Consider the following 24,129-nt stretch of genomic DNA (forward strand, 5'->3'; position numbering starts at 1 on the left):
GGGAAGATCAGGCGGTGAAGCCGCCGTCGATCTTGAGGTTGGCGCCCGTGACGAAGGCGCCCTCGGGGCCGGCCAGGTAGGCCACCATGCCGGCGATCTCGTCGCCTTGTCCGTAGCGTTGCACGGCGATCTGGCCTTTGAACCCGGAGGCGAGCGGGCCGTCGGCCGGGTTCATCTCGGTGTCCACGGGGCCCGGCTGGACGTTGTTGACCGTGATGCCGCGCGGACCGAGATCCCGGGCCCAGCCGCGGGTCAGGCCGGCGACCGCTCCCTTGGTCGCGGCATAGACGGCCATCCCGGGGATGAGCGCTCCGTCGCTGCTGATGCTCCCGATGTTGATGATGCGCCCGCCCTCGCCCATGTGGCGGGTGGCCTCGCGGGTGGCGGCGAAGAGGCCCCTGACGTTCACCGCCATGAGGCGATCGAACTCCTCCAGCGAGGACCGATCGAGGGGGGCGATGGCGGCACGGTTGTGTGGCCGGCTGGCGCGCTCAACCGATGTTGGTGCGGGTCGTCGAGGACGAGCAGGCCGCGTGGCCCGATCACGGCGACCAGCGCATGGGTGTCGATGGGAAGATTGGTAGCGTCAGCGTTCCGCACGAATGGACCGAGGTGGTTTGCGAGCGAGCAATCGAGCGAGCCATTCGACATCGCCCCGTCGCAGAGGGACACGTCCGGACCGTGGTATACAGGTGGGCACGCGAGCGCAGCCGTGGGACGGGGGAGCAGGGAGACCGGGGCGATGGTTCAGGGTAGCCGGGGCAGTGAAGTCGAGTTGCCGGAGCCGCAGGGCGGCCGATCTGACGGCTCGGTCCAGGGAGATGGCGCGGACGGGCAGCCGGCCGCGGGCGGAGATGCCGGCCGCTCGACGCGTGACGTGAATCGCCTCGCGGAGCCGCCCCGCCGCGGTACAGGCGTTCATGGGACGCCACGTGTGATGACCGTGGGCGTCATCACCCCCTATCTGGACGGCTCGTTCTGGAACCCGGTCCTGACGGGTATCCACGAGGCGGCGCGGCAGCACGGCTGTCGCATGCTGGTGATGCGCGGCACGGCCGGCTCGCTCCAGGCCCCTTCGCTCGCCAGAGAGCAGGTGGATGGGTGGATCGTCGTGATCGGGGTGGACGGCATCGAGCAGCTCGCCGCCGAGCGGGTCCCGCTCGTCGTCGTCGGCACCCATGTCCACAAGGGCAACTGCCCGTCCGTGATCCCGGACAACCACAGCGGGATCCGGGGCGCGGTGCGCCACCTGCTCGGACACGGGCACCGGCGCATCGCGTTCGTCGGCTGCTTCCACGAGTCCGATGTGCGCGAGCGCTTCGACGCCTACCGAGAGACGCTCGCCGAGGCGGGGATACCGCTCGATCCAGAGCTGGTCATCCGGACCGACGACAACTGGTATACCGGCGGCGAGAACGCCGCCCCGCGGCTCATCGCGCTGCGGAGTGCGTGTACGGCGGCGGTCTTCGGGACGGACAAGAACGCGATCGGGATGATGCCGTCGCTGAAGGCGGCGGGCGTCCGCATCCCCGAGGAGCTGGCGATCGTCGGCTTCGACGATGTGCCGGAGGCCCAAACCGCCGACCCGCCGCTGACCACCGTGCGCCAGCAGTTCGAGATGCTGGGGAGCGCCGCGTGTGAGCTCGTCGTCTCGATGCTCGCCGGCGAGACGGCCCCGCCAGAGCTCGTGCTCACGCCAAACACGTTGATCCAGCGGATCTCGTGCGGATGCGACGTGCTCCAGAGCTTCCTCGACGAGGACGCGGCGCCGGGGGAGCACGGCGGCGGCGACCTGGCTCGACGGATGGTCGAGCTGCTCCTCGCGCCCCGGCCCCTTCCGCCCGATACGTCGCCTGCCGCGGTATGGCCGGGGGTCGCCCTGGTGCTCGAGGCGTATGAGGCGGCGATCGAGGGCGCCGCGCCCCCTCCGGCGAAGGCGCTGGAGCGCGCCTACAAACAGGCCATCGACGTCTCGTCCGATATGGGCACCTTGATGGCGATCGTGCGCCTGCTCCGCCGGTCCCACGAGCGGCGCCGCGCGCGGCTGGGCGGGGACGCGGCGTCGGCGCAGCGGGTCGAGGCGTTCCTGGACGGCGCGCACCTCTCGATCGCTCGGGCTCGGCTCAGCGTCGAGGCCGAGTTCGTGGCGCAGCTCGGGATGCTCGTGCGGTCCAATCACGACGTGGGCCTCGCGCTGGTCAGCGGTTCCCAGGAAGAAGCCATGTCGCTCTCATGGCTCGCGAAGACCAGCGCGATCTGGGCCTGCCTTGCGCTCCGGGAGGACGCGAAGACGCTCGTCGTCGCCGGCGCCTACAGCCGTGACGGCAGCGCGACGCCCCCGATCGGCAGCCGCCATCGGCTGGAGGCGTTTCCGCCGGAGCACCTGCTGCCGCCCGCGGCCGCGAGCGGCGCGCTCATGATGATGCTGCTGCCGATCCGCACCGAGCGGCGCGACTGGGGGGTCGTGGCGCTCATGGGGCCGACCCTCCGCGAGCTGGCCGGCGACGAGGGCACCGTCGGGGTCTGGGCGTCGCTGCTCGCCGCGGCCCTCGAGCGCGGCGAGCTCGTCCAGTCGCTCTCGACGAAGAACGCGGAGCTTCAGGTGGCCTATGCGAGCGAGCGGACGCTCTCGGAGACGGTGCGCGAGCTCGGCTGCCCGCTCATCCCGCTCCTGCCCGGGGTGCTGCTCGTGCCGCTCATCGGCGCGATCGACCGGGACCGCGCCCTCCAGGTGCTCACGGCCGTGGTCGAGGGGGTGGGCCGGCACGAGGCGCGCTTCGTGTTGCTCGATATCACCGGCGTGGCGGCGGTGGACGCCCAGGTCGCCCACGCGCTGGGCCAGACCAGCCGCGCGGTCGCCCTGCTCGGCGCGCGCCTCTTCCTGGTCGGCGTGCGTCCCGAGCTCGCCAGGAGCCTCGTGGACGTGGAGCTGGGGAGTCTGGCCACGTACTCGTCGCTGGCGGGCGCCCTTCACGAGCTGACGACAGGAGGCCTCCGCCCTCGCGGCGCGAGGCGCGGCGCAGCGCGCCTCGCCTGATGGCCGCCCGCGACGGTGTCGCCGCCTGACCTCGAGCCCCGGTGGGAGGTGATGGGTCTGTTTTCAGGGCTCCTTCTCTCAAAAAGCCAGGCACGCGCCCCGGCCGCGCAAAACCAGCGCTCATAGACACGAGTACACGGCCTCGATCAGCGCCGGCCACCGCGGGTCGCCGCCCTCGCCGCTCGCGATCGTCTGGTTCGGCGTGTAGCCGAACCCGAGCCCCGCGTCGGGGTCGGCGAAGCCGAGCGCGCCGCCGGCGCCGGGGTGGCCGAAGGTCCGCGGGCCGCGCCCGAACGGACGCAGGGCGCTCGGCAGCATGAACCCGAGCGAGAACCGGCTCTCCGCGAGGAGGACGGCGTCGAGCCCGGCCGATCGCTCCGCCAGCGCGGCCTCGACCGCCTCCGGCGACAGCACGCGCGCGGTGCCGGCGAGGGCCCCGCCGTTCGCGAGCGCTCCGTACATCCGCGCGAGCGCGCGCGCGTTCGCGTGGCCGTTCAGCGCGGGGATCTCCGCGCGCCGGGCGCGGGCGGTGTTGACGAGGCCCGGCGTCACGAGGTCGCGCGGCCTGGTGAAGGCCATCGAGGTGAGCGACGCCGGGTCGCGGAAGCTCGCGCCGAACGCGCCGCCCAGGCCTTTCGCGCTCGCGATGGTCGGGGGCACCTCGGCGATCCGCCCGTCGTGCTCGGCGCCGGTGCCGATGTGGAAGTCCAGGCCGAGCGGGCCCGCGACGGCCTCCCGGAGGAACGCGCCGACCCGCTGGCCGCTCGCGCGCCGGATCACCTCGCCCACGAGGAAGCCGAACGTCACGGCGTGGTAGCCGTGCCGGGCGCCCGGCTCCCAGAACGGCGCCTCCGCGGCGAGGGCGGCGGTCATGGCCTGCCAGTCGTAGAGCGCGCCCTCCTCCGGCTCGGCCCGGAGCGCCGGCAGGCCGGCGCTGTGGTCGAGCAGCTGGGCCACGAGGACGCGCCCCTTGCCGGCAGCGCCGAACTCCGGCCAGGCGGCGGCGACCGGCGCGTCCACGTCGAGCGCGCGCCGCTCCGCGAGCACGTGGGCGCACAGCGCCACGGCGCCCTTCGTCGCCGAGAAGACGTTCACGATCGTGTCGAAGCGCCACGGCGCGGTCCTCGCCGCGTCCCGGAAGCCGGCCCAGAGGTCGACGACCACGCGGCCGCGCACGGCGGCGCACACCGCGGCCCCGAGCTCGCGAAACCGCTCGAAATTCGAGGCGAACGCCGCGCGCACGGGCGCGAACGCCGGGTCGCAGGAGCCATGGATCGCGAGGTGCATCGCTCGTCCCTTCATCCCTTCCTCGGGGCCGCTCGGCCCGGGTGCGCGGGCGAGCCGCCCGGCCCTTCGCGCCCGACCCCGACGATACGCAACCCATGTTGCGCAACCTTGGTTGATGAATAGGGCCGCCGCCCGCGGTCGTCAACGTCATTTGCGCAACCTCGGTTGCGGGTTACACGCTCCGGCCGTGAAGCCTGCGCGCCCGGACGAGGACCTCGTGCTGCTCTTCGCCGCCATCGCGGCCGCGAACAGTGGCGAGGTGATGCGCCGCGTGGAGCGGGCCGGCCACGGCGATCTCCGGCCGAGCCATGGATACGTGTTCCAGCACCTCATCCCGGGGCCGGTGAAGGTGAGGGAGCTCGCGGAGCGGCTCGGCATCACGGCGCAGGGCGCCTCGAAGGCGGTGGCGGAGCTGGAGGAGCTCGGCTACGTGCGCCGGCGCGTCGCCGAGGACGACCAGCGCAACCGGCTCGTGGAGCTCACCGACCGCGGGTGGGCGGCGGTCGAGGCGGGGCGCGCCGCGCGCGCCGCGGTGAACAGGCGGCTCCGCGCGCTGCTCGGCGAGGAGCAGGCCGGCGCGCTGCTCGCGTCGCTCCAGCGCATCGCGGAGCGCACGGGAGGGCTCGAGCTCCTGTCCTCGCGCCGGCTCCGCCAGCCGTAGCGCGCCCGGGTCCGAGCCGGCGGCTGCGCGGCCGGGTCGAGGGCCGACGCGTCGATGTGCGGCGCGCGTCTCAGCCGCCCGGCGCGGCGGGCGCGAGGAGCGAGGTGTCGATGCGCAGCACGCGTGCCGTGAAGGGCCCCTCGCGTGACGCCTGCGTGCGCATGGCCACGGTGAGCTCCGTGCCGAACGCGGAGACATCGACGAGCGGATGCTGCTCGTGCAGATCGTTGAAGTAGCTCCCTCCTGCGATCGCGGGGAGCGGCAGCGTCACAGCGACCTCGGGCGCGCCTCCTTCGGCAGGCACGCGCACGAGGCGCAGCTCGCCGCGGCTGTCGTCCGCCACGGTGTGGCCGACGCACACCCGGTCCAGGCCGGTGTCCCGCAGCTCGTACGTGAGCGTCTCGTCGATGTGGCTGATCAGGAGCGCGATCCACGCGTCGCCATCGCTCGTGCGCGCGGCCGCGAAGGCCGACCACGCGAGCCCGGAGGCCACCATGTGGCATTCGGCCGGGCAGCTCGTGGAGCCCGGAGGCGGGATGTCGACGCCGTCCTGGCAGCGGTACGTGGGCGTCTCGGTGCCGGGGAGTGCGACCTCGTCGAAGCCGCCGTCCTCGCCGGCGCTCGCCAGCCGCAGCCCGTCGGTGTGCTGCACGACCGCCGCGAAGCGCGGAAACGTCGCTTGTCCGGCGGGCTGCGGCGGCGGGACGGGCTCGTAGTCGAGCAGGAAGCTCGCCGATTTCGGGGTGCCGAGGCTCCGCTCCGTGGTGCCGTCGAGCACCGTGAGCTGCCGGACCCCTGCTTGCGGTTCGACGAGCCCGAACGCCAGCGGCGCGTCGTCGGGCGCGAGGGCGAAGCGGGTGTATTCGCTGCCGCTCGGCCGGCTCGCCGGCGCGACGTCCCAGGCGCCGCTCGACGTGCGCGTCGCATGCGCGAGGCTGTTGTCGCGCACGTCCGTGTCGATCCAGATGTGGGGCTCGCCCCGGGAGTCCACCGCGACATCGAGGACCGGCACGTAGTCGTCGTCGCGATCGAACACCACCTGCTTCTCCGCCGCGCTGCCGGCCAGCGGCAAGAACACGACACCGCCAGGATAGTCGTCACCGCTGCCGTTCGTCTCATCGACCGCGGCATACGCCCTTCCGTCCGGCGAGAGCGCCACGCTCACGGTGGTGGACTGCACGTCGAAGTCGCGTTGCGTCGCCCCCTCGTCGTCGAGCTCGAACAGCCGCGTCGGGTCGTTGCTGCTCGTCACGAGGTATGTCGCGCCCGCCGCCGGCGCGGCCCGCACCCCGCCCGCTGCAAACGTGGGATCGGTGCACGTCACCTCCACATCGAGCGTGATCGCGCAAGGCGCGTCCCCGGGACAGGCCTCGTCGTGGTCGCCTCGCCGCGATTCACACGTCGCCGGGGCGTCGCCGGCGCCGCCCTGACCGCCCGCGCCGCCTTGATCTCCGGCGCCATCGGCCCCGCCTGTGTCAGCTGGCGCGGTGGTATCGCCCTGGCACCCGAGCGTCACCGACAGGCCGGCGAGCATGCCGGTCCCAAGCATTCGAAGGATCTGAGTTTGCAATTCCTGGCGCATGAGCGATCGCCTCCCTGCGATGCGCTGGCACCTAACATCAAACGTGCCAGTCGATCTTTGCGCAAAAGCCGACGTCACACGTGATGGCTTGTGTCGTTCTGTGTCAAAATGCGCATTCGGCCCGAGGCGCAGGACCGAGGCGTCGAGGTGCAGCGCGCGTCTCAGTCGCCTGGCGCGGCGGGCGCGAGGAGCGAGGTGTCGATGCGCAGCACGCGGGCCGTGAAGGGCCCCAGGCGTGACGCCTGCGTGCGCATGGCCACGGTGAGCTCCGTGCCGAACGCGGAGACATCGACGAGCGGGTGGCGCTGGTACACATCGCTGAAATGGCTCTCGCCTGCGATCGCGGGGAGCGGCAGCGTCACAGCGACCTCGGGCGCGCCTCCGGCGGCAGGCACGCGCACGAGGCGCAGCTCGCCGCGGCTCTCGTCCGCCGCGATGTTCCCGACGCACGTCGGCTGCAGGTCGATGTCCTGCACCTCGTAGGCGATCGTCCAGTCGATGTGGCTGAGCAGGAACGCGATCCACACGTCGCCGTCGCTCGTGCGCGCGGCCGCGAAGGCCGACCATTCGAGCCCGGAGGTCACCTCGTGGCAGTCGGCCGGGCAGTCCGGCCACGCGGGGTCGCCGAAGCCGCGCTGGCAGCTGTACGACGGCGTCGCTGTGCCAGGGATCGTTACCTCGTCGACGCCGTCGCCCTCGCCGGCGCTCTCCAGCCGCAGCCCGTCGGGGTGCTGCACGACCGCCGCGAAGCGCGGAATCGTCGCTTGACCGGCGGGCTTCGGCGGCGGAATGGGCTCGTAACGGACCGGCGAGCCCGAGGGGACCGGAGCGCCAAGGCTCCGCTCCGCGGCGCCGTCGAGCACCTGGAGCTGCCAGCTGTCGGAGCCCGCCTGGACCATGCCGAACGAAAGCGGCGCGTCGTCGGGCGCGAGGGCGAAGCGGGGCCAACCGCTGTCGGCCAGCCGGCTCGCCGGCGCGACGTCCCAGGTGCCGCCGGACGTGCGCGTCGCGTGCTCGATGACCTCCGGCGCGTCCGTGAGGATCCAGATGTGCGGTTCGCCCCGGGAGTCCATCGCGACATCGAGGACCGGCACGTATTTGTCGTCGCGATCGAACACCATCTGCTTCTCGGTCGCGCTGCCGGCGAGCGGCAGGAACACGACACCGCCGGGATAGCTGTTGGGGCCGCCGTCCGTCTCATCCACCGCGGCATACGCCCTTCCGTCCGGCGAGAGCGCCACGCTCACGCTACTGCTCTGCACGTCGAAGTCGCGTTGCGTCGCCCCCTCGTCGTCGAGCTCGAACAGCCGCGTCGGGGCGTTGCTGCTCGTCACGAGGTACGTCGCTCCCGCCGCCGGAACCGCCCGCACCCCGCCCGCTGCGAAGTCATAACCGGTGCACGTCACCTCCACGTCGAGCGTGATCGCGCAAGGCGCGTCCGCGGGACAGGCATCGTCATGGTCGCCCCGCTGCGAATCACACGTCTCCGGGGCGCCGCCGGCGCCGCCTTGACCGCCGGCGCCGCCTTGACCGCCGGCGCCGCCCTGACCGCCCGCGCCGCCTTGACCGCCGGCGCCGCCGGCCCCTCCTGTGCCAGCTGGCACACTGGTGCTGCCCTGGCACCCGAGCGTCAGCGACAGGCCGGCGAGCATGCCGATCCCGAGGATTCGAAAGATATGGTTAGGCAATTCCCTGCTCATGAGCGCTCGCCTCCTAGCGATGCGCTGCCACTCAGCACCAAATGTGCCAGTCGAGCTCCTTCGCAAAAGCCCCGGTTACGCTCGATGACCTGTGCCGTTCTGTGTCGGAATGCTTGTGTGTTCGCTGCTCCCGTTGCAGGCGCGGGCCCGACGACCACGCGCCTGCCGCGAGCTCGGAGCGCCTCAGAGATTCATGCCGCCCGACGCCTCGATGCGCTGGCCGTTGATCCACTGGCCCTCGGGCGCGAGCAGCACGGCGACCGCGCCGCCGATGTCGTCGGGGAGGCCGACCCGGCCGAGGGCGGTCTGGGCGGCGATCATCTTGTTCAGCTCGGCGTTGTCGCGCACGACGCCGCCCCCGAAGTCGGTCTCGATCGCGCCGGGCGCCAGCGTGTTCACCGCGATCTTCCGCGGCCCGAGCTCCTTCGCCAGGTAGCGGGTGAGCACCTCCACGCCGCCCTTCATCGCGGCGTAGGCGGCGTAGCCGGGGAAGCTGAACCGCGTGAGCCCCGACGAGACGTTGAGGATCCGCCCGCCGTCCGCGATGAGCGGGAGGAGCTTCTGCGTGAGGAAGAACGTCCCCTTGAAGTGGACGTTCATGAGCGCGTCGAACTGCTCTTCGGTCGTCTCGGCGAAGCTCGCGTGGCCGCCCATGCCGGCGTTGTTCACCAGGTAATCGAAGCGATCGCGCCCGAAGCGACTGGCGAGCTCCGCCTTCACCGCGGCGGCGAACGCGTCGAATCCGCGGGTGCTCCCCAGATCGAGCGCGATGGCCGCCGCCTTCCTCCCCTTGGCCTCGATCTGCTTCACCACATCTGCCGCCTCGGCCGCGGCGCCGCGGTAGGTGATGATGACGTCCACGCCGCGATCCGCGAGGTGGAGCGCCATGCTCTTTCCCAGCCCGCGGCTCCCGCCGGTGACGAGGGCGACGGGGCTACGCTTGGATGTGCTCATGGTCGGGTCCTTTCGATGGCGACGCGGCTGCCCGCCGCTGTCCGTGGCGGCTGCGCGCCGCGCCTGCGACAGTGAATAGTGATCCGATCCCGGTTGCGGAAGGCCCGGGGCCCCGACACACTGTTTCGCCAATCGAAACAATGACCGTCGACGTCGGATCGCTGAAGATCTTCGTGAAGGTGGCGGAGCTCGGCAGCTTCACGCGCGCTGGCGAGCACCTCGGCATGCCCAAGGCGCGCGTCTCGCTGCGGCTGAAGGCCCTGGAGGCCGAGCTCGGCACCCGGCTCCTCCAGCGGTCGACGCGCGTCGTGCGCCTCACGCCGGACGGGGAGGAGCTCCTCCCGCGGGCGCGGCGCCTCGCGCTCGAGGCCGACGAGCTCGGCGCGATGTTCCAGGCCGCGCGGGGCCTGCGCGGGCGGGTGCGGATCGATCTGCCGGTGAACTTCGCGCGCGACGTCATCATCCCGCGCCTGCCCGAGCTGCTCGCGCGCCACCCCGAGCTCGAGGTGCTCCTCAGCACGACCGATCGGCGCGTCGAGCCGCTCCGCGAGGGCTTCGACTGCGTCCTGCGCGTCGGCGCCCCGGGGGGCGACGGGCTCGTCGGCCGCAGGCTCGGCGTCCTGCGCATGATGAACTGCGCGAGCCCGTCCTACCTGCGCCAGTACGGCACGCCTCGCCGGCTCGAGGATCTCGATCGGCACCTCCTCGTGCATTACTCGACGACGCTCGGCGCCGACGCGCCGTCGTTCGAGTACCCCCACGACGGCGGCTACCGCGAGCGGCCGATGCGCAGCGTGGTGACGGTCAACAGCGCCGACGCCTATTTCGCCGCGTGCCTGGCGGGCCTCGGCATCATCCAGGCGCCGCGCGCCGGGAAGCTCCCCAGCATCGCCGCGGGCGAGCTCGTCGAGGTCTTGCCCTCCCTCACCTGCGCGCCGATGCCCGTCTCGCTCCTCCACACGCACGGTCGAAGCGTGCCGCGCCGCGTGCGCGCGGTGATGAGCTGGCTCGTCGAGGTCCTCTCTCCGCACCTCGAGGCGCTCGACCGCTAGAGCGGCGGTCGCCCGCGTCGGATACGGGCCCACCTCGACGTTTTCGGTGCTCAGCGCACCGGAGTGCGCTTCCGCGCCGAAAACGCCGATCTGGACCCGTCTCCTGTGCGGGTGACCGCCGCTCTGCGACGCTCGTATCGGGGGCGGGTGGGAACCGCTCTAGAGCGGTTTTCGTTCGGGTTCGGTGCAAGCAGAGCACGTCCGGTAGGGTGATGGCACACAGGCTGCGTGGGCTACGCGCATGGGACCGTACAGTGTCGACCTGCGACAGCGGATCGTTGACGCCTACCGCAACGGCGAGGGAAGCATGCGAGAAATCGCCGCGCGTTTCGCCGTCGTTCTCAGCACTGTGCAGGAGTATCTCAGTCTCGAGCGGTCGACTGGGAGCGTAGCGCCTCGTCCGCACGGTGGCGGAAGGGCCTCGAAGATCGACGACGCCCGAGCGCAGCAGCTACGAGCTCTCGTCGACGAGAAAAACGACCGAACCCTGGATGAGCTCATCGAGCTGCTGGAGCACCGCACGGGTGCGCGCGTGAGCCGCCCGACGATGTGCCGCGCGCTGATGCGGCTCGGTTTGACACGAAAAAAAAGACGCTATGTGCAAGCGAACAGGACAGGCCCGATGTCCAAGTCGCGCGTCGGAGGTTCCGCCGCCGAGCGCGGGCGGCGGGTGCGCGTCGGCTGATCTTCGTTGACGAATTCGGCGCTAACCTGGGCATGGCGCGCCGTTATGGGCGGGCGCCTCGCGGGAGGCGTGCATACGGCAAAGTCCCCGCCAATCCGGACCCGAACATCACGCTGGTGATGGGGCTTGGCTTGCGAGGTGTCGTTGCACCGTGGGCCTTCGAGGGGGCGATGAACGGTGAGCACTTCGAGGTTTACGTGCGCCAGGTGCTCATGCCCGAGCTGAAGCGCGGAGACGTGGTCATTGTCGACGGCCTTGGCGCGCATCGCCTACGTGGCGTGCGCCAGGCGCTTCGTACCCGAGGCGTCCGCTACTGGATTCTGCCCGCCTACTCGCCGGACTTGTCGCCGGTGGAGAACTGCGGCTCCAAGGTCAAGGAGGCACTTCGCGCCGCCGCTCCGCGCACCGTGCCGGCGGTTTACGACGCGATGGTCCATGGGGTCGACAAGGTCTTCCGACAGGACGCGCAGGGCTGGTTCGCGCTGAAAGGCTACGTCCGACGACCTCGTCGTCCTACTCGGCGGCGCCCAGTCCGGTCGCAGGCTCCTGCGCGCGCTGGTCGAGCCCGTGCCCCGCCGAATGCTGGGTGTACCGCACTCGAACGAAAACCGCTCTAACCCACGCGCCCCGGGGCGATCCGGAGCCGATCGAACTCCGCCACGAAGCCCTCGCCGAGCGGGCTGCACGCATAGAGGCCGCACTCCACCTCGCGCGCGCCGTCGTCCTCGTGCAGGTGGGCCATGCGGAGCTGCGTCCACGCCGCGCCGTCGTCCGAGCTGTCGACGAGGTAATCCGGGCCCTCCCGCCGGACGCGCAGCCAGATCTCGCGGCGATCCGAGGAAAACGGCTGGGTCGACCAGTCGCTGTAGCCCGCGTTCGTCACCACCGCGCCGAGCCGGCTCGGGCCGTCCGGCTCGAACTCGACCGACGTCTTCAGCCAGCACGACGCCGCGATCCGCACCATGAGCCCTGCCTGGTCGTACTGGTGCGCCGGCCGGAACCGCACATGGCAGGTCATCACGAAGTCGCCGCCGGCGCGCGTGAAGAGGAAAGGCCCGTTGTCGTTGCGAAAGCCGTAGTGCGTCCGCTGCCAGTAGTCCGTCTTCGCGGCGGGCTCGACGACGAGCACGCCCCTCTCCGGCTCCACCGCCCAGCGCGCCGGCGGGTTGCGCCACGTGAGCCGCGGATCGATTCCAGGGTTGGTAAAGCCCTCTTCCAGAAGCTGTCCTGTCATGACGCAGACCTCCGAGCGCCGCACCCGCGCGCGGGCGAGCGGCGGGAGGCTACCACGGGGCGCGCCGCGTCCGGGGGCGCCCCGCTGCGATCGGCCGCGCCGCTCACGCCGAGGGTTCGCGCGGGCCGAGCACCGCGTCGTAGAGCTGGTCGAGATCGAAGGGTTTGGCGAGGAACCGCGCGAGCCCGAGCTCCGCGGCCCGCGCCGAGACGTCCACCGCCGCGCTCACGAGCACCACGCGCACCGCCGGATCGACCCGCGCGCGGATCGCCTTCGCGCAAACGCTGGGAGAGAGCCCCGGCATGAAGTAGTCGCACAGCACCGCCCGCAGCCCGTCGCGCTCGCGCTCGAGGAGCGGGAGCGCCCCGGCGCAGTCGCCGACCTGGAGGCACTGGAGCCCCCACCCGTTCAGGCTGAGGACGACGAGCTCCCGGAAATCAGGGTCATCGTCGATGACCAGCACGAGGTTTCGCACCATGTTCCCTCTGCCACCTAGCGCCTTAGCTCCAGCGAAAAGACCATGAGGTCACCGGGCCTCCGCTCGATCCAGAACCTCGCGCCGTGGAGCCGGGCGATCCCCTGGACGAGGTGGAGTCCGACACCCGTGCTGCGGGGCTCGCCACGCCGCCCCTCGAACGCGACGACGGCGAAGGGCTCCAGCAGCTTCTCGAGGTCCTCCGGGAGATCCTTCCCGCCCCGGACCTCGATCGTGATGAGCACGCGCGCGGCGGCGCCGGCGTCGATCGTGACGAGCACCGGATCGTGCTCCAGCGCGACGGACACGGCCTGGACGAGCAGGCTCCAGAGCGCCTGCTCGACGAGCTCTGGATCGCCCAGCATGTGCGCGTCTCCCCGGGGCGCCAGGCGAATGCTGTGATCTTTGGCCACGAGCTCGAACTCTCCGATCACCCGGCGGGCGAGCTCCTCGACGTCGATCGCCTCGGGCCTGAAGGGGAGCTCGCCTCCGGAGATGCGCGCCGACCACAGGAGATCCTGGACCAGGTGGCCGAGGCGCGTCGCCTGGCGATCGATGATCGCGAGGGCGCGCTCGCGGATGGCCGTGTCGTTCCGGTGGGCGAGCGCCACCTGCGAGAACCCCTTCATGGTGGTGAGCGGCGTCTTCAGCTCGTGCGCGGCGACGGCGAGGAACCGGTCGCGATCCTTGTCGCGCTCGGCGATGGCCTTGAAGCTCGTGTTCAGCGTGTGGGCGAGCACGGCGAGCTCGTCGTCCCCCCGGTCCTCCAGCGGCTCGTAGACGCCGAGCTCGCGAAAGCATCGGACGGCGGTCACCATCCGGTGGATGCGCGGCGCGATCGCGCGGCGCACAGCGAGGCCGAAGAGCGACGCCGCCGTGACGCCCCCGAGGCCGACGGTCATGAAGACGAGGAAGATGCGCCGCCGGATGCGGTCGAACGCGTCGTAAGCGACCTCCATGTAGCGCAGGTTGATCTTGTGCAGCCTGACGAGGGCGCCGCTGAGGTTCTCCACGTCGGCGCGCCGCACGTGCGGCGCGGCAGGCATCGGGCCCGCGAGCCCGGTCGTGCGCTCGATGTGCGCAATGGCAGCGGCGATGGTGTCCGCCGCCTCGCGCTCTTCCTCCAGGAGCGCGAGCTCACCGGCCCGCGCGAGCGCAGCGCGGAGGTGAATGGCCTCCGGTAGGGTCGAGGTCGCCGTCAACCACTCGCGCTGGTACCGATCGATGAAGGAGCGGAGCCGCGCCATCGGCTCCCGGATCTCCACCGCGACGTCCGACGGCGGGCGAGCGAGCAGGGTATAGAGAGCGTTCGACGACTCGATGCCGCTGCTGATGACGACGAACGGCTGGAAGACATAGTGACGCAGGTAGGATGTCTCGATAGCCAGCCGCTTGAGCGCGACGATGGACATCGTGATGCCCAGGGCGGCCAGGATCAGCTGACTCAACACGAGCAAGGAAAGACGCCTTCCTATGGACATCTTCCCCGGAGGCCCGTTGCCCCCGTCGCTCGGAGGCGAGCCCGCGTGCTGAGCGCGTTGAGACCACCGAGGCATCGGCCACCTCCTCGGTGTCGCCGTGGAAGCAAGGGGGGCACCACGACAAGGCCGGAGCGACCCTGGCGATCGCCCCCTCCCGCTCGTCCGCTATTGCGGCCGCCCCTGCGCGATCCAGCTCTCGACGAGCTGGATCTCCTCCGGCCCGACCGCGGGCAGCCCGAGCGGCATCCCGCGCACCGCCGGAGCCGCGCGGCCCGCCTCCTCCGCCTGCCGCGCCAGCAGGGCGGCGACGAGGCGAGGGGCGCCGTCCGGCCCGCGCGAGAACACGCTCCGCCGCTCGCCCTGATCGTCGACGTAGCCCGCGGCGATCCCCTCGTACGTGGCGAGGTTCAGCCCGCGCGGCTTGAACCCGAAGCCGCCCGTGTTCCCGGGCCCGCCGTCGCCGAGCGCGTAATCCGGCTCGGAGTGGCAGTGCCTGCACGTGACGCGGAACACCCGGCGATCCACCTCGGCGTAGGTCACCCGCCGCGTCAGCAGCGGCAGCCGCTCGGGCGCGCTCGCCGGCGCCCGCGGCGACAGCTCCGCCGTCACGACGAAGGCCGCGATGTCCCGCGCCTCGGCGGGCGACATCGGCACCTGGGGCATCGGCGTGCCCGGCTTGATCGCCGCGGGGTCGAGCACCCACGCGGCGAGATCGGCGGGCTCCATCCGGTCGCGCGCGTGCCTCAGATCCGGCGCCAGGGCGATCGCGGCCCGCGACTCCTTCTCCATCGCCTTCACGGGCGCGACCGCCGTCACCCCGGCCGCCCCGGAGAAGGCGTGGCACGTCCCGCACCCCTTGGCCTCGTAGAGCTCGCGCCCCCGCGCGGCGCTCGCGCCCTCCAGCGGCGCGCTCGGACGTTCGCGCCGCTCGCGCTCCGCGCGGCGATCGCGGCGATCGCGCGTGAGGTACGCTGCGATATCGCTCGCCTGCTCGGGCCCGATCGCGAGCCGCGGCATCGTCGCGTGCAGGCGCGGGCGCACGTCGTGCGGCGACAGCAAGAAGGCGCGGATCCAGTCGCGGCGCAGCCTGTCGCCGGCGGCGGCGAGCGACGGCACGTCGCGCAGCTGCACGAGGTTCTCGTTCCACCGCTTCATCGCCGCGGCCGGCGCCTGGAACCGCCCCGCCGCGATGTCCTGGTGGCACTGGACGCAGTGGGCGTCGCGCGCCGCGGGCGCCTGCCCGGTCCCGTCGTGGCAGCGGTTGCACTGGAGCTCCGCGACGAGCCGCTCCCCGCGCGCCGGATCGCCGGCCGGCGCCGCGGCCACGGCGGCCGGAGCGGCGCGCTGGTCGCTCGCGCGCGGCGCCGCGGCAGGGGCAGGCCCCCGCGCGTCCTCGGAGGTGCACCCCGCGGCGCCCGAGGCGAGCGCCGCGAGCAGGGCGAGCAGCGGACGGGCGCGCATCGGCGTCAGCTCTGCGGACCGACCGCGCCGACCGCGCCGGTCGTCCGGCAGAGCGCCTTGTTCTGCGCCATCATCTCGCACCGGGTGGCCGCGGCGTCGTGCCCCGCGTTGTCCCCCGAGAGCGCGCGCAGCCGCGCCAGCGTCGCGTAGGCCTCGGGGCTCGTCAGGAGGTCCTTCTCCGCCAGATCGCCGAGCAGCTTGAGCGCCTCGCCGCGGTGCTCGGGCGCCCTGGCGAGCGCCTCGCCCAGGTCCGTCTGGAGCGCCGGATCGTTCTTCCTCTGCTCGTTCAGCCGGCGCAGCGCGCGGACCGACCAGTCGATGTTCCCCTTGCGCTCCTCGGCCGACGCCCCGCCCCACGTCTCGAGCAGCTCGCGCGGCAGCTCCGGTCCGACCTGCAGCGCCCCGCCCGCGCGCGCGGTGGCCACCGCGAGGACGCGGAAAGCCCGGTTGATCAGCGGGTCCTTGTCATAGGAGATCCGCCGGATCTCGGGGAACATCCGGATCACGCTCCCCGCCGCCGCGGTGAACCGGCCGTCGTGAAGCGCTTGCTCGGCCTGGGCGATCCCCATCACGCGGTGGTCGATCGCGGGCATGATCTCGACTCCACCGCAGGCCGACGCGTCCGCCGAAGGGACGAGGGCGGACGCGATGAGAGCACAAAAAAGCGTGAATCGAACGGCGGGACCATTCATGGAAGGACCTCCTCGGGAAGGCTGCGCTGGCGCGCTCCGTCGCTCATCGGGCGCTGCCGATCGACTGTGACAACGCTCGAGGAAAAAATGTTGCTCCGCCGATCGCGATCTCGAGGGGAGGCGCGCCGCGCTTCCGCAGATGAGAGCGCCCGGGTGATCAAAGGTGCGCCGGTGCGATGCGGTGGTTGCCTTGGTGCGCGGCCCGGTGTCCAATGCGGGCCTTCCAAGGAGATCCGCCATGTTGAAGAAGCGGCGCGTCGCGATCGCGGTCCTGCTGGCCCTCGCCAGCGCGCTCGCGGGGTGTAACAGCAGCAGCAAGAAGGCCGACTGCGCGAGCCCCGAGGTGTTCTGCGTGGGCCTCGTCACCGACATGGGCAAGATCGACGACAAGTCGTTCAACCAGTCGGCCTGGGAGGCGATCCAGCGGGCGCAGAAGGAGCTCGGCGCCACGACGCAGTACATCGAGACGACGGATCCGAAGGACTACCCCAAGAACATCGGGACGTTCGCCGAGGAGCGGTACGACGTGGTCGTCACGTCGGGCTTCGGGCTCACGGAGGCGACGCGCGCCGCGGCGGATCAGTTCAGCGGCGTCAAGTTCATCGGCATCGACCAGTTCCAGATCGCGAACAAGCCGAACGTCGTGGGCCTGGTCTTCCCCGAGGACCACGGCGGCTTCCTCGTCGGCGCGCTGGCCGCGATGATGACCAAGACGGGGAAGATCGGCGCCGTGCTCGCCACCGACGCCGTCCCGCCCGTGTGGCGCTTCGGTGAGGGCTTCCGCGCCGGGGCGCGCCACGTCAAGCCCGACATCGAGCTCAGCGTCGTCTACCACAACGACGTCGGCTTCGATAAGACGTTTACCGATCCCGAGTGGGGGAAGACGACCGCCGTCTCGATGATCGACAAGGGGGTCGATATCGTCTTCGGCGGCGGCGGCAAGACGGGCAACGGCGCGCTGCTCGGCGCGGCCACGAAGGGCGTTTACGCCATCGGCGTCGACACCGACCAGTACTTCACGGTGCCCGAGGCCCAGAAGGTCCTCCTCTCCAGCGCCGTCAAGCTCATCTCCGACGGCACCTTCGACCTCATCAAGTCGGCCAAGGAGGGGAAGCTGCCGTCGGGGAACTTCCAGGGCAAGTCGGGGTATGCGCCGTATCACGATCTCGACGCCAAGGTCCCCGCCGAGGTGAAGGCGAAGATGGAGGAGCTCCGGAAAGGGCTCCTCGAGGGGACGCTCAAGACGGCGGTGCCGCCGGCCAAGGGGCCGTGATCGCCCCGGGCCCCCGAGGATGCGAGAGAAGCTGATCCGGCGCCTCGAGCCGCTGCTCCGGCGCCTCCGGCCGCTGCTCCTGCCGGCCCTCTCGGTGTTCACCGCGATGGTCCTGGGCGGCGTCCTCATCGCCGTGGCCGGGGGCAACCCGCTCGAGGCCTACGCCGGCATGCTCGAGGGCGCGCTCGGGTCGCCGCGGGCGGTGAGCGAGACGCTCGTGTGGGCGACGCCGTACATCCTGGCCGGCCTGTCGGTCTCGCTGGCGCTCAAGGGCGGGCTCTTCAACATCGGCGCGGAGGGGCAGCTCGCGCTCGGGGCGCTCTCCGCGGCCTGGGCGGGCCACTGGTTGCCGCAGCTCGTGGGCGGCCTGCCCGCGGCGCTGCACGTCCCCGTGACGCTGCTGCTCGGCGCGCTCGCGGGCGGGCTGTGGGCCGCGGTGCCCGGCTGGATCAAGGCGCGCGCCGGGGGACACGAGGTGATCAGCACGATCATGCTCAACTACGTCGCCCTCAACGCGGTCAGCTTCCTCTTGAACGGCCCGATGAAGGATCCCGAGGCGTCCAACGTGCTCTCCCGGACGCCGCTCATCGACGAGAGCGCGTGGGTCCCCGCGCTCGTGGACGGCTTCCGGCTGCACTGGGGCTTCCCGCTCGCCCTGCTCGCGGCGGCGCTCGTCGGGTGGGCGCTCCGGCGGACGACGTTCGGCTTCGAGATCCGGACGGCGGGGCAGAGCCCGGACGCCGCGCGCTACGCCGGCGTGCGGGTGAGCCGCACCGTGATCGCGACCATGGCGCTCTCGGGCGCCCTCGCCGGGCTGGCCGGCGCCATCGAGGTGAGCGCGCTGCACCACCGGCACGAGCTCGGGTTCTCGCAGGGATACGGCTTCGACGCGATCGCCATCGCCCTGCTCGGCAAGGCGCACCCCGGCGGGACGGTGCTCGCGGCCCTCTTGTTCAGCGTGATGCGCAGCGGCGCGACCCGGATGCAGTACCTGACGCAGGTGCCGATCGACGTGATCTCCGTCATCCAGGCGCTGATCCTGCTCTTCGTCGCGGCGGACGCCCTGGTCCGGCGCATCTACCGCGTCCGGGGCGAGCGCGAGCGGCTCGTGCTCACGCGCGGGTGGGGCGGTTAGCGCGCCGGCGCGGGTGAGGAGCCGGAGCGGGGAACGGGAGCAGGGAAGGACGAAGATGGGCTATCGACGCTACGCATTCATCGCGGTGGTCGTGGGCGTGCTGGTCCTCGTCGTGACGCTGGTCGGCGCGTCGCAGGTGCCGCCGCTGACGATCGTGGCCAGCATGGCGGCCACGACGCTCGCCGTCGCCACCCCGCTCACCCTGGGCGCCCTCTCGGGCGTCTTCTGCGAGCGCTCCGGGGTCGTCAACCTCGGCATCGAGGGCATGATGCTCGCGGCGGCGTTCTCGGGCTGGTTCGGGTCGATCTACGCGAGCGCGATCCTGGGCCTCCCGCCGCTGCCGAGCCTGCTGATCGGCGTCGTGATCGCGGTCGCCACCGGCGCCGCGCTGGGGCTCTTGCTGGCCGCGCTTGCGGTGACCTTCTCGGTGGACCAGATCCTCGCGGGGACGGTGATCAACTTGCTCGCCGTGGGGCTCACCGGCTTCTTCAACCGCCAGCTCTTCTTCGGGTCGGGCAGCGTGTTCGGCGGGCAGGTGCCTCACGCGCCGGGCGTCCTTCCGCGCCTCGGCGTCCCGCTGCTCGCGGACATCCCCGTCGTGGGCCCCGTGTTCGAGCAGCAGCCGATCGCCGTCGCCGCCGTCGCGCTGGTCGCGCTGACGCACCTCGTGCTCTTCCGCACGCGGTGGGGCCTGCGCGCGCGGGCCGTTGGCGAGCACCCCCGCGCGGCCGCGACGGTCGGGATCGACGTGGCCCGCGTGCGCTACGTGAACGTCGTGATCGGCGGCGCGATCGCCGGGCTCGGCGGGGCGTATTTCACGCTGGAGTCGGTGCCGTCCTTCGAGCCGCTGATGACGAACGGGCGCGGCTTCATCTCCCTCGCGGCGATGATCTTCGGCGACTGGACGCCGTTCGGCTCGTGGGCCGCGGCGCTCGTCTTCGGCGCGGCGCAGGCGTTCCAGATCAACCTGCAGCTCTTCCGCGACCAGATCCCGCCGTCGTGGTCGTTCCTGCAGCAATCGTCGGTCGTCGGGCTGGTGCCGTACCTGCTGACGCTGCTGCTTTTGACCGGCGTCATCGGCAAGACCACGCCGCCGGCCGCCGACGGCCTGCCGTACGAGCGGGAGGGGCGGCGGTGACGGCCGTCCTCGAGGCCCGGGGGATCACCCGGCGGTTCTCCGGCGTCCTGGCGAACGACAAGGTCGATCTCGACCTCCGAAAGGGCGAGATCCACGCCCTGCTCGGGGAGAACGGCGCCGGCAAATCGACCCTGATGAACATCCTCTACGGGCTCTTGCGCCCCGACGAGGGGGCGCTCCTCCGGAGCGGGCGCCCGGTCGCGCTGCGCTCGCCGAGCGACGCGATCGCGCTCGGGATCGGCATGGTGCACCAGCATTTCATGCTGATCCCGGTGTTCACGGTCGCCGAGAACGTCGTGCTCGGCGCGGAGCCCGTGCGCGGGGCCCTGCTCGACCGCCGGCGCGCGAGCGCCGAGGTCCGCGAGCTCTCGGCGCGCCACGGGCTGGACGTCGATCCCGACGCCCGGGTGGAGGACCTCCCGGTCGGCGTGCAGCAGCGGGTGGAGATCCTCAAGGCTCTTTACCGGAAGGCGGAGATCCTGATCCTCGACGAGCCCACGGCCGTGCTCACGCCCCAGGAGGCGGACGAGCTGTTCCGCGTGCTGCGGGGGCTGACGGCGCGGGGGGTCTCGGTGCTGTTCATCACGCACAAGCTCAGGGAGGTGCTCGCGGTCGCGGACCGGGTGACGGTCATGCGCGCGGGGCGCGTGGTGGGCGCCGCGATCCCGGCGGAGACGGACGAGCGCGGCCTGGCGGCGATGATGGTGGGCCGCGAGGTGGCGCTCCAGGTGAGCAAGGCCCCGGCGAGCCCCAAGGACGTCGTGCTCGACGTGCAGCGCCTCGGCGTCGCGGGCCGCCGCGGATCCGGCGGCGACGTGGTGCGCGAGGTGAGCTTCTCGGTGCGCGCCGGCGAGATCCTGGGGATCGCCGGCGTGCAGGGCAACGGCCAGACCGAGCTCTGCGAGGCCATCACCGGCCTCTCGCCGCCCCGCGCCGGGCGCGTGCTCCTCCGGGGCCGCGACGTCACCGGCGCGCTGCCCCGCGCCCTCATCGAGCGCGGCGTCTCGCACGTGCCCGAGGACCGCCAGCGCCACGGGCTCGTGCTCTCGTACGCGATCGCGGACAACCTCGTGCTGTGCACCTACTACAAGGCTCCATTCGCCGTGCGGGGCGTGCTCCGCGACGACGCCCGCGAGGAGAACGCGAGGCGGTTGATAAAGACCTTTGACATCCGCGCGCCCGGCCCGGAGACGCCCGTCTCCGCGCTGTCGGGCGGCAACCAGCAGAAGGTGATCCTCGCCCGGGAGATGAGCCGCCCCGTGGAGCTGCTCGTGGCCAGCCAGCCGACCCGGGGCGTGGACGTCGGGTCGATCGAGCACATCCACCGCGAGATCGTGGCGGCGCGCGACGCGGGGGCGGCGGTGCTGCTCGTGTCGGCGGAGCTCGACGAGATCCTGGCGCTGTCGGACAGGATCGCGGTCATGTACCGGGGCGAGATCGTGGCGACGCGGGGCGCGGGCGCCGTATCGCGGACGGAGCTCGGGATGCTGATGGCCGGGGTGCTCCCCGGCGAGGAGGCCCCGCCGCCCGCCGCGGAGGAGGTCGACGCATGAGGGGGCGCGCGCTGCGCGCGCTGGCCGTGGCGGGGCCGCTCGCGGCGGCGGCCGCGGCCTCGTTCGCGCCGCCGTCCGCCGCCGCGCCGACGCTGGAGCAGTACCGGTATTTCCGGGCGCTCTCCCTCGACCTGAAGGGGCGGCTCCCGACGCGCGAGGAGCTCGCCGAGCTCGAGTCGCCGGGCTTCGATCTGGACGCCTGGATAGAGCGCCACCTCGACGGCCCGGGGTATGCCGAGCGGCTCACGCGCATCTACATGGATGTCCTGCGGCTGGAGCTCGGCCCTGCGGGGCTGTTCACGCCGTCCGCGACGACGCTCCGCCGGGTGGAGGTGCTCGGCCCGGAAGGCAAGCCGCTCTACGTCCATTACCGCATCGGCCAGCGCCGCCTGAACCCGGTGATCGACGGCGAGTTCTGCTTCTCCGACGCCGAGAGCGGGCTCGCCGTGGCGGCCTATGCGCCCATCACGGGGACGCCCGCCCGCATCTCCCAGAAGCTGCTCGACGAGCGGACGACGCTCGTGCGCCCCTACTGGCTTTACCGGGATTACCTCTCCGTCGTCCCGACGCAGCGTTATGGCGACGGGTGGAAGGACCCGGACAGCGCCTATGTCCCGCTGCCGCAGCTCCTTGTCGAGCCGGACGGCAAGACGCCGACCGTCGAGGTCCGGGTCTGCAAGGAAGAGGCGCAGACCGCCGAGGTCGGCCACATCTACGCGAGCGACATCCCCCCGCCGCCGGGCCGCGCGCGCCCGCCGGTGCGCGAGGATCGTTATGCGAAGGCGCACCGGGGTGAGCCGATCTCGTGCCGGAGCGCGCTCGCGCCCGTGATGAGCGTCGACTGCGGCTGCGGCATCGGCCTCGAGCATTGCTTGCCCGCCGACAGCGCGGGCAGGGATCCGCGCGCCTTCGCGCTGCCGGCGAATACCCCGCTCGGCATCGAGGATCCCATCGGCTCCGCGCCGCACACGATCACCGGCTGGAACAAGTTCTGGTGGTCGCAGGAGGCGATTCATCTCATCCATCACGTCTTCGCGGCGGATCGTGATTTCCGGGAGATCCTCACCGGTCGTTCTACGTTCATCAACGGCCCGCTCGCGCAGTTTTACCGGTCGAGCGCGCCCGCGGCGTGCTGCTCGCTGCACCCGTCGTTCGGGATGCGCGAGGACGAGGCGCCCCTGTTCTTGCCGGGCGCGGTGCCGCCGGTCGTCGCGCCGCACGACGTCTCGGCCTGGACGTTCATCCCCGATCGCGGGCCGCGCGCGGCGGGGATCCTCACGACGCCTGTGTTCCTCACGAAGTATTCCTCGCGGCGCGCGCGGGCGGCGGCGCTCTACAGCGCGTTCCTGTGCAAGAGCTTCACGGCCGAGCACGCGGAGCTCCCGCCGTCGGAGGAGCCCGATCTCATGGTCCGGCCGGGCTGCTCGAGCTGTCATGCGACGCTGGAGCCGCTCGCTGCGTATTTCACGCGGGTCGAGGAGACGACGTGGACCTATCTGCCCGCCGAGCGGTTTCCGATCGAGAACCCGGTGTGCAAGCTGAACGCGGAGGGGAAGACGGGGCAATCGTGCGAGCGCTTCTACGACCCCGTGTTCTCGAGCCGGGAGCGCGGCGTGCTGCGGGGCGCCTATGCCTCGGCGGATCACGCCGAGCGCGGCCCGGCGGGCGCCGCGGCCGATATCACGCGCACGCCGGAGTTCGCGTCGTGCGCCGTCGAGCGTGTCACCGAGTCGTTCCTGGGGCGGCCGCTGCGCGAGGAGGACGAGGCGCTGCTCGGCGCGCTGCGCGAGCGGTTCGTGTCGCGCGGCTACCGGATGCGGCCGCTGGTCGAGGCGATCGTCCGCTCGCCGGCGTATGCGCGCGCGAGCAACGTGCGGCCTGCGCTGGAGCGGGGCGGGGGGGCGAAGGGCGAGGCGGAGCGGGGCGGGCCGGCGAAGGGCGGAGCGGGGGAGCGGGGCGGCGCGGCGCGCGGCGAGGGGGCGCGGTGATGCAGGGCCGGGGGAGGGCGCCCGGCCGGACGGGGGCGTTCGCCCTCGCTGCCGCGGCCTCGGTGGCCGCGCTGGCCGGCGCGTGCGGCCCGCCGGAGGCGATCGCGCCGCGGCCTGCAGCGCCGCTCCGGGAGACGGGGCGCGTCGCGCAGAGCCGGGCTCCGAAGGAGGATCTGCGGCTCATCCCGGCCGAGGCGTACCTGAGGACCTATCTCCGGCTCTTCGGCGGCCTCGCGCCCGCCGAGGTCGAGCGCCGCGCGCGGGGGGACGACAAGGCGGCGCTGTTCGACACCTGGGGCGACTACCTCGCGGCGCTCGGGCTCCCCGATCACGGCCTGGATCTCCCGCGCGCCACGCAGACCAACGCGCTCATGCTGGCGGCGTTCGAGCGGCTCGGGATCGCGCTCTGCGACCGCGCCCTGGAGCACGATCTCAAGGCAAAGGAGCGCGTCCCGATCGAGCGGCGGCTGATCTTCGCGTTCGATCTGCCCGCGCAGGACCCGGACGAGGCGGCGTTCGCCCCGCGCTTCGACGTGCTGCACCGGACGTTCCTGAGCTACCCGGCGCGGCTCGGGCCGCCGGATCGGCAGGGGAAGTTCTTCGCGCTGTACGAGGGGACGGTCGCGCGGCACCGCGCGAAGGGCGCGGCGAAATCGCGGTTCTCGCCGGAGGAGGCGGGGTGGGCGGCCGTCTGTTACGGGCTCGTCCGGCACCCGGAGTTCCATCTGTATTGACCGCCCG

General features: G+C 72.1%; 21 protein-coding genes and 1 pseudogene. 11 read left to right on the forward strand and 11 right to left on the reverse strand.

Annotation, left to right across the window (positions count from 1 at the left end; translation table 11 throughout):
• Positions 1–7: 7 nt before the first annotated feature.
• A pseudogene (locus ACSRUE_RS09770) lies at positions 8–466 on the reverse strand (SDR family oxidoreductase); the annotation flags it as partial.
• A complete protein-coding gene (locus tag ACSRUE_RS09775) occupies positions 406–651 on the reverse strand; it encodes a glucuronyl esterase domain-containing protein (protein ID WP_441293074.1) in 246 nt (81 codons plus the stop codon). The pseudogene ACSRUE_RS09770 and the gene ACSRUE_RS09775, both read right to left, overlap by 61 nt.
• A 286-nt stretch (positions 652–937) precedes the next feature.
• Between ACSRUE_RS09775 and ACSRUE_RS09780 the strand changes: the two genes are divergently transcribed.
• Positions 938–3,037, forward strand: coding sequence for a substrate-binding domain-containing protein (locus ACSRUE_RS09780; protein ID WP_441290758.1), 2,100 nt, complete (start codon positions 938–940; stop codon positions 3,035–3,037).
• 120 nt (positions 3,038–3,157) lie between these two features.
• Here ACSRUE_RS09780 and ACSRUE_RS09785 read toward each other — a convergent pair whose 3' ends face one another.
• Positions 3,158–4,339, reverse strand: a complete 1,182-nt coding sequence (locus ACSRUE_RS09785; protein WP_441290759.1) for a serine hydrolase domain-containing protein — start codon at positions 4,337–4,339, stop codon at positions 3,158–3,160.
• A gap of 172 nt (positions 4,340–4,511) precedes the next feature.
• On the opposite strand from ACSRUE_RS09785, the gene ACSRUE_RS09790 reads away from it, so the two are divergent.
• Positions 4,512–4,985 carry a MarR family winged helix-turn-helix transcriptional regulator gene (locus tag ACSRUE_RS09790; protein ID WP_441290760.1) on the forward strand — a complete coding sequence of 158 codons (474 nt, stop codon included), beginning with the start codon at positions 4,512–4,514 and terminating at the stop codon, positions 4,983–4,985.
• A 70-nt stretch (positions 4,986–5,055) separates the two neighbouring features.
• Here ACSRUE_RS09790 and ACSRUE_RS09795 read toward each other — a convergent pair whose 3' ends face one another.
• The 3 genes from ACSRUE_RS09795 to ACSRUE_RS09805 form a co-directional block, all read right to left on the reverse strand.
• On the reverse strand, positions 5,056–6,534 hold the full coding sequence (locus ACSRUE_RS09795) for a hypothetical protein (protein ID WP_441290761.1): 1,479 nt from the start codon (positions 6,532–6,534) through the stop codon (positions 5,056–5,058).
• A gap of 194 nt (positions 6,535–6,728) precedes the next feature.
• The gene (locus ACSRUE_RS09800; protein ID WP_441290762.1) at positions 6,729–8,267 is read right to left on the reverse strand and encodes a hypothetical protein; all 1,539 of its coding nucleotides are present in this window, start codon (positions 8,265–8,267) and stop codon (positions 6,729–6,731) included.
• A 183-nt stretch (positions 8,268–8,450) separates the two neighbouring features.
• Complete coding sequence (locus ACSRUE_RS09805; RefSeq protein WP_441290763.1) at positions 8,451–9,221, reverse strand: SDR family NAD(P)-dependent oxidoreductase; 771 nt, start codon at positions 9,219–9,221, stop codon at positions 8,451–8,453.
• Positions 9,222–9,361: 140 nt separating this feature from the next.
• Here ACSRUE_RS09805 and ACSRUE_RS09810 point away from each other — a divergent pair, with 140 nt between their 5' ends.
• The 3 genes from ACSRUE_RS09810 (at position 9,362) to ACSRUE_RS09820 (ending at position 11,575) form a co-directional block, all read left to right on the forward strand.
• Positions 9,362–10,273, forward strand: coding sequence for a LysR family transcriptional regulator (locus tag ACSRUE_RS09810; RefSeq protein WP_441290764.1), 912 nt, complete (start codon positions 9,362–9,364; stop codon positions 10,271–10,273).
• Positions 10,274–10,514: 241 nt separating this feature from the next.
• Positions 10,515–10,958: an IS630 transposase-related protein gene (locus ACSRUE_RS09815; RefSeq protein WP_441290765.1), complete on the forward strand. Its 444-nt coding sequence runs from the start codon at positions 10,515–10,517 to the stop codon at positions 10,956–10,958.
• A gap of 32 nt (positions 10,959–10,990) precedes the next feature.
• On the forward strand, positions 10,991–11,575 hold the full coding sequence (locus tag ACSRUE_RS09820; RefSeq protein ID WP_441290766.1) for a transposase: 585 nt from the start codon (positions 10,991–10,993) through the stop codon (positions 11,573–11,575).
• Here ACSRUE_RS09820 and ACSRUE_RS09825 read toward each other — a convergent pair.
• The 5 genes from ACSRUE_RS09825 to ACSRUE_RS09845 all read right to left on the reverse strand — a co-directional run bounded on the left by ACSRUE_RS09825 (position 11,572) and on the right by ACSRUE_RS09845 (position 16,202).
• Positions 11,572–12,192 (reverse strand): DUF1349 domain-containing protein, encoded by a 621-nt coding sequence (locus ACSRUE_RS09825; protein WP_441290767.1) that lies wholly within the window; start codon positions 12,190–12,192, stop codon positions 11,572–11,574. The two genes, ACSRUE_RS09820 and ACSRUE_RS09825, sit on opposite strands and share 4 nt — an antisense overlap.
• Before the next feature lie 103 nt (positions 12,193–12,295).
• Positions 12,296–12,670: a response regulator gene (locus tag ACSRUE_RS09830; protein WP_437763833.1), complete on the reverse strand. Its 375-nt coding sequence runs from the start codon at positions 12,668–12,670 to the stop codon at positions 12,296–12,298.
• A 14-nt stretch (positions 12,671–12,684) separates the two neighbouring features.
• Entirely contained in the window at positions 12,685–14,118 is a 1,434-nt protein-coding gene (locus ACSRUE_RS09835) for a sensor histidine kinase (protein ID WP_441293075.1), read from the reverse strand.
• A 195-nt stretch (positions 14,119–14,313) separates the two neighbouring features.
• Positions 14,314–15,609 carry a c-type cytochrome gene (locus ACSRUE_RS09840; RefSeq protein WP_441290768.1) on the reverse strand — a complete coding sequence of 432 codons (1,296 nt, stop codon included), beginning with the start codon at positions 15,607–15,609 and terminating at the stop codon, positions 14,314–14,316.
• Between the two features lie 5 nt (positions 15,610–15,614).
• Entirely contained in the window at positions 15,615–16,202 is a 588-nt protein-coding gene (locus ACSRUE_RS09845; RefSeq protein ID WP_437763835.1) for a hypothetical protein, read from the reverse strand.
• 337 nt (positions 16,203–16,539) lie between these two features.
• Here ACSRUE_RS09845 and ACSRUE_RS09850 point away from each other — a divergent pair, with 337 nt between their 5' ends.
• Genes ACSRUE_RS09850 through ACSRUE_RS09875 form a run of 6 tightly spaced genes read left to right on the forward strand, consistent with a single transcriptional unit; the run spans position 16,540 to position 24,122 of the window.
• Positions 16,540–17,574, forward strand: coding sequence for a BMP family lipoprotein (locus tag ACSRUE_RS09850; RefSeq protein WP_437763836.1), 1,035 nt, complete (start codon positions 16,540–16,542; stop codon positions 17,572–17,574).
• A gap of 19 nt (positions 17,575–17,593) precedes the next feature.
• Entirely contained in the window at positions 17,594–18,709 is a 1,116-nt protein-coding gene (locus ACSRUE_RS09855; protein WP_437763837.1) for an ABC transporter permease, read from the forward strand.
• 55 nt (positions 18,710–18,764) lie between these two features.
• Positions 18,765–19,847, forward strand: coding sequence for an ABC transporter permease (locus tag ACSRUE_RS09860; protein WP_437763838.1), 1,083 nt, complete (start codon positions 18,765–18,767; stop codon positions 19,845–19,847).
• Positions 19,844–21,400: an ABC transporter ATP-binding protein gene (locus ACSRUE_RS09865; RefSeq protein WP_441290769.1), complete on the forward strand. Its 1,557-nt coding sequence runs from the start codon at positions 19,844–19,846 to the stop codon at positions 21,398–21,400. Before ACSRUE_RS09860 ends, ACSRUE_RS09865 begins: the two co-directional genes overlap by 4 nt.
• The gene (locus ACSRUE_RS09870) at positions 21,397–23,388 is read left to right on the forward strand and encodes a DUF1585 domain-containing protein (RefSeq protein ID WP_441290770.1); all 1,992 of its coding nucleotides are present in this window, start codon (positions 21,397–21,399) and stop codon (positions 23,386–23,388) included. Before ACSRUE_RS09865 ends, ACSRUE_RS09870 begins: the two co-directional genes overlap by 4 nt.
• On the forward strand, positions 23,388–24,122 hold the full coding sequence (locus ACSRUE_RS09875; RefSeq protein ID WP_441290771.1) for a hypothetical protein: 735 nt from the start codon (positions 23,388–23,390) through the stop codon (positions 24,120–24,122). Before ACSRUE_RS09870 ends, ACSRUE_RS09875 begins: the two co-directional genes overlap by 1 nt.
• Positions 24,123–24,129: the final 7 nt, after the last annotated feature.

Origin of the sequence: Sorangium sp. KYC3313 (genome assembly GCF_052075895.1) — a bacterium.
GTDB lineage: Bacteria > Myxococcota_A > Polyangia > Polyangiales > Polyangiaceae > Sorangium > Sorangium cellulosum_B.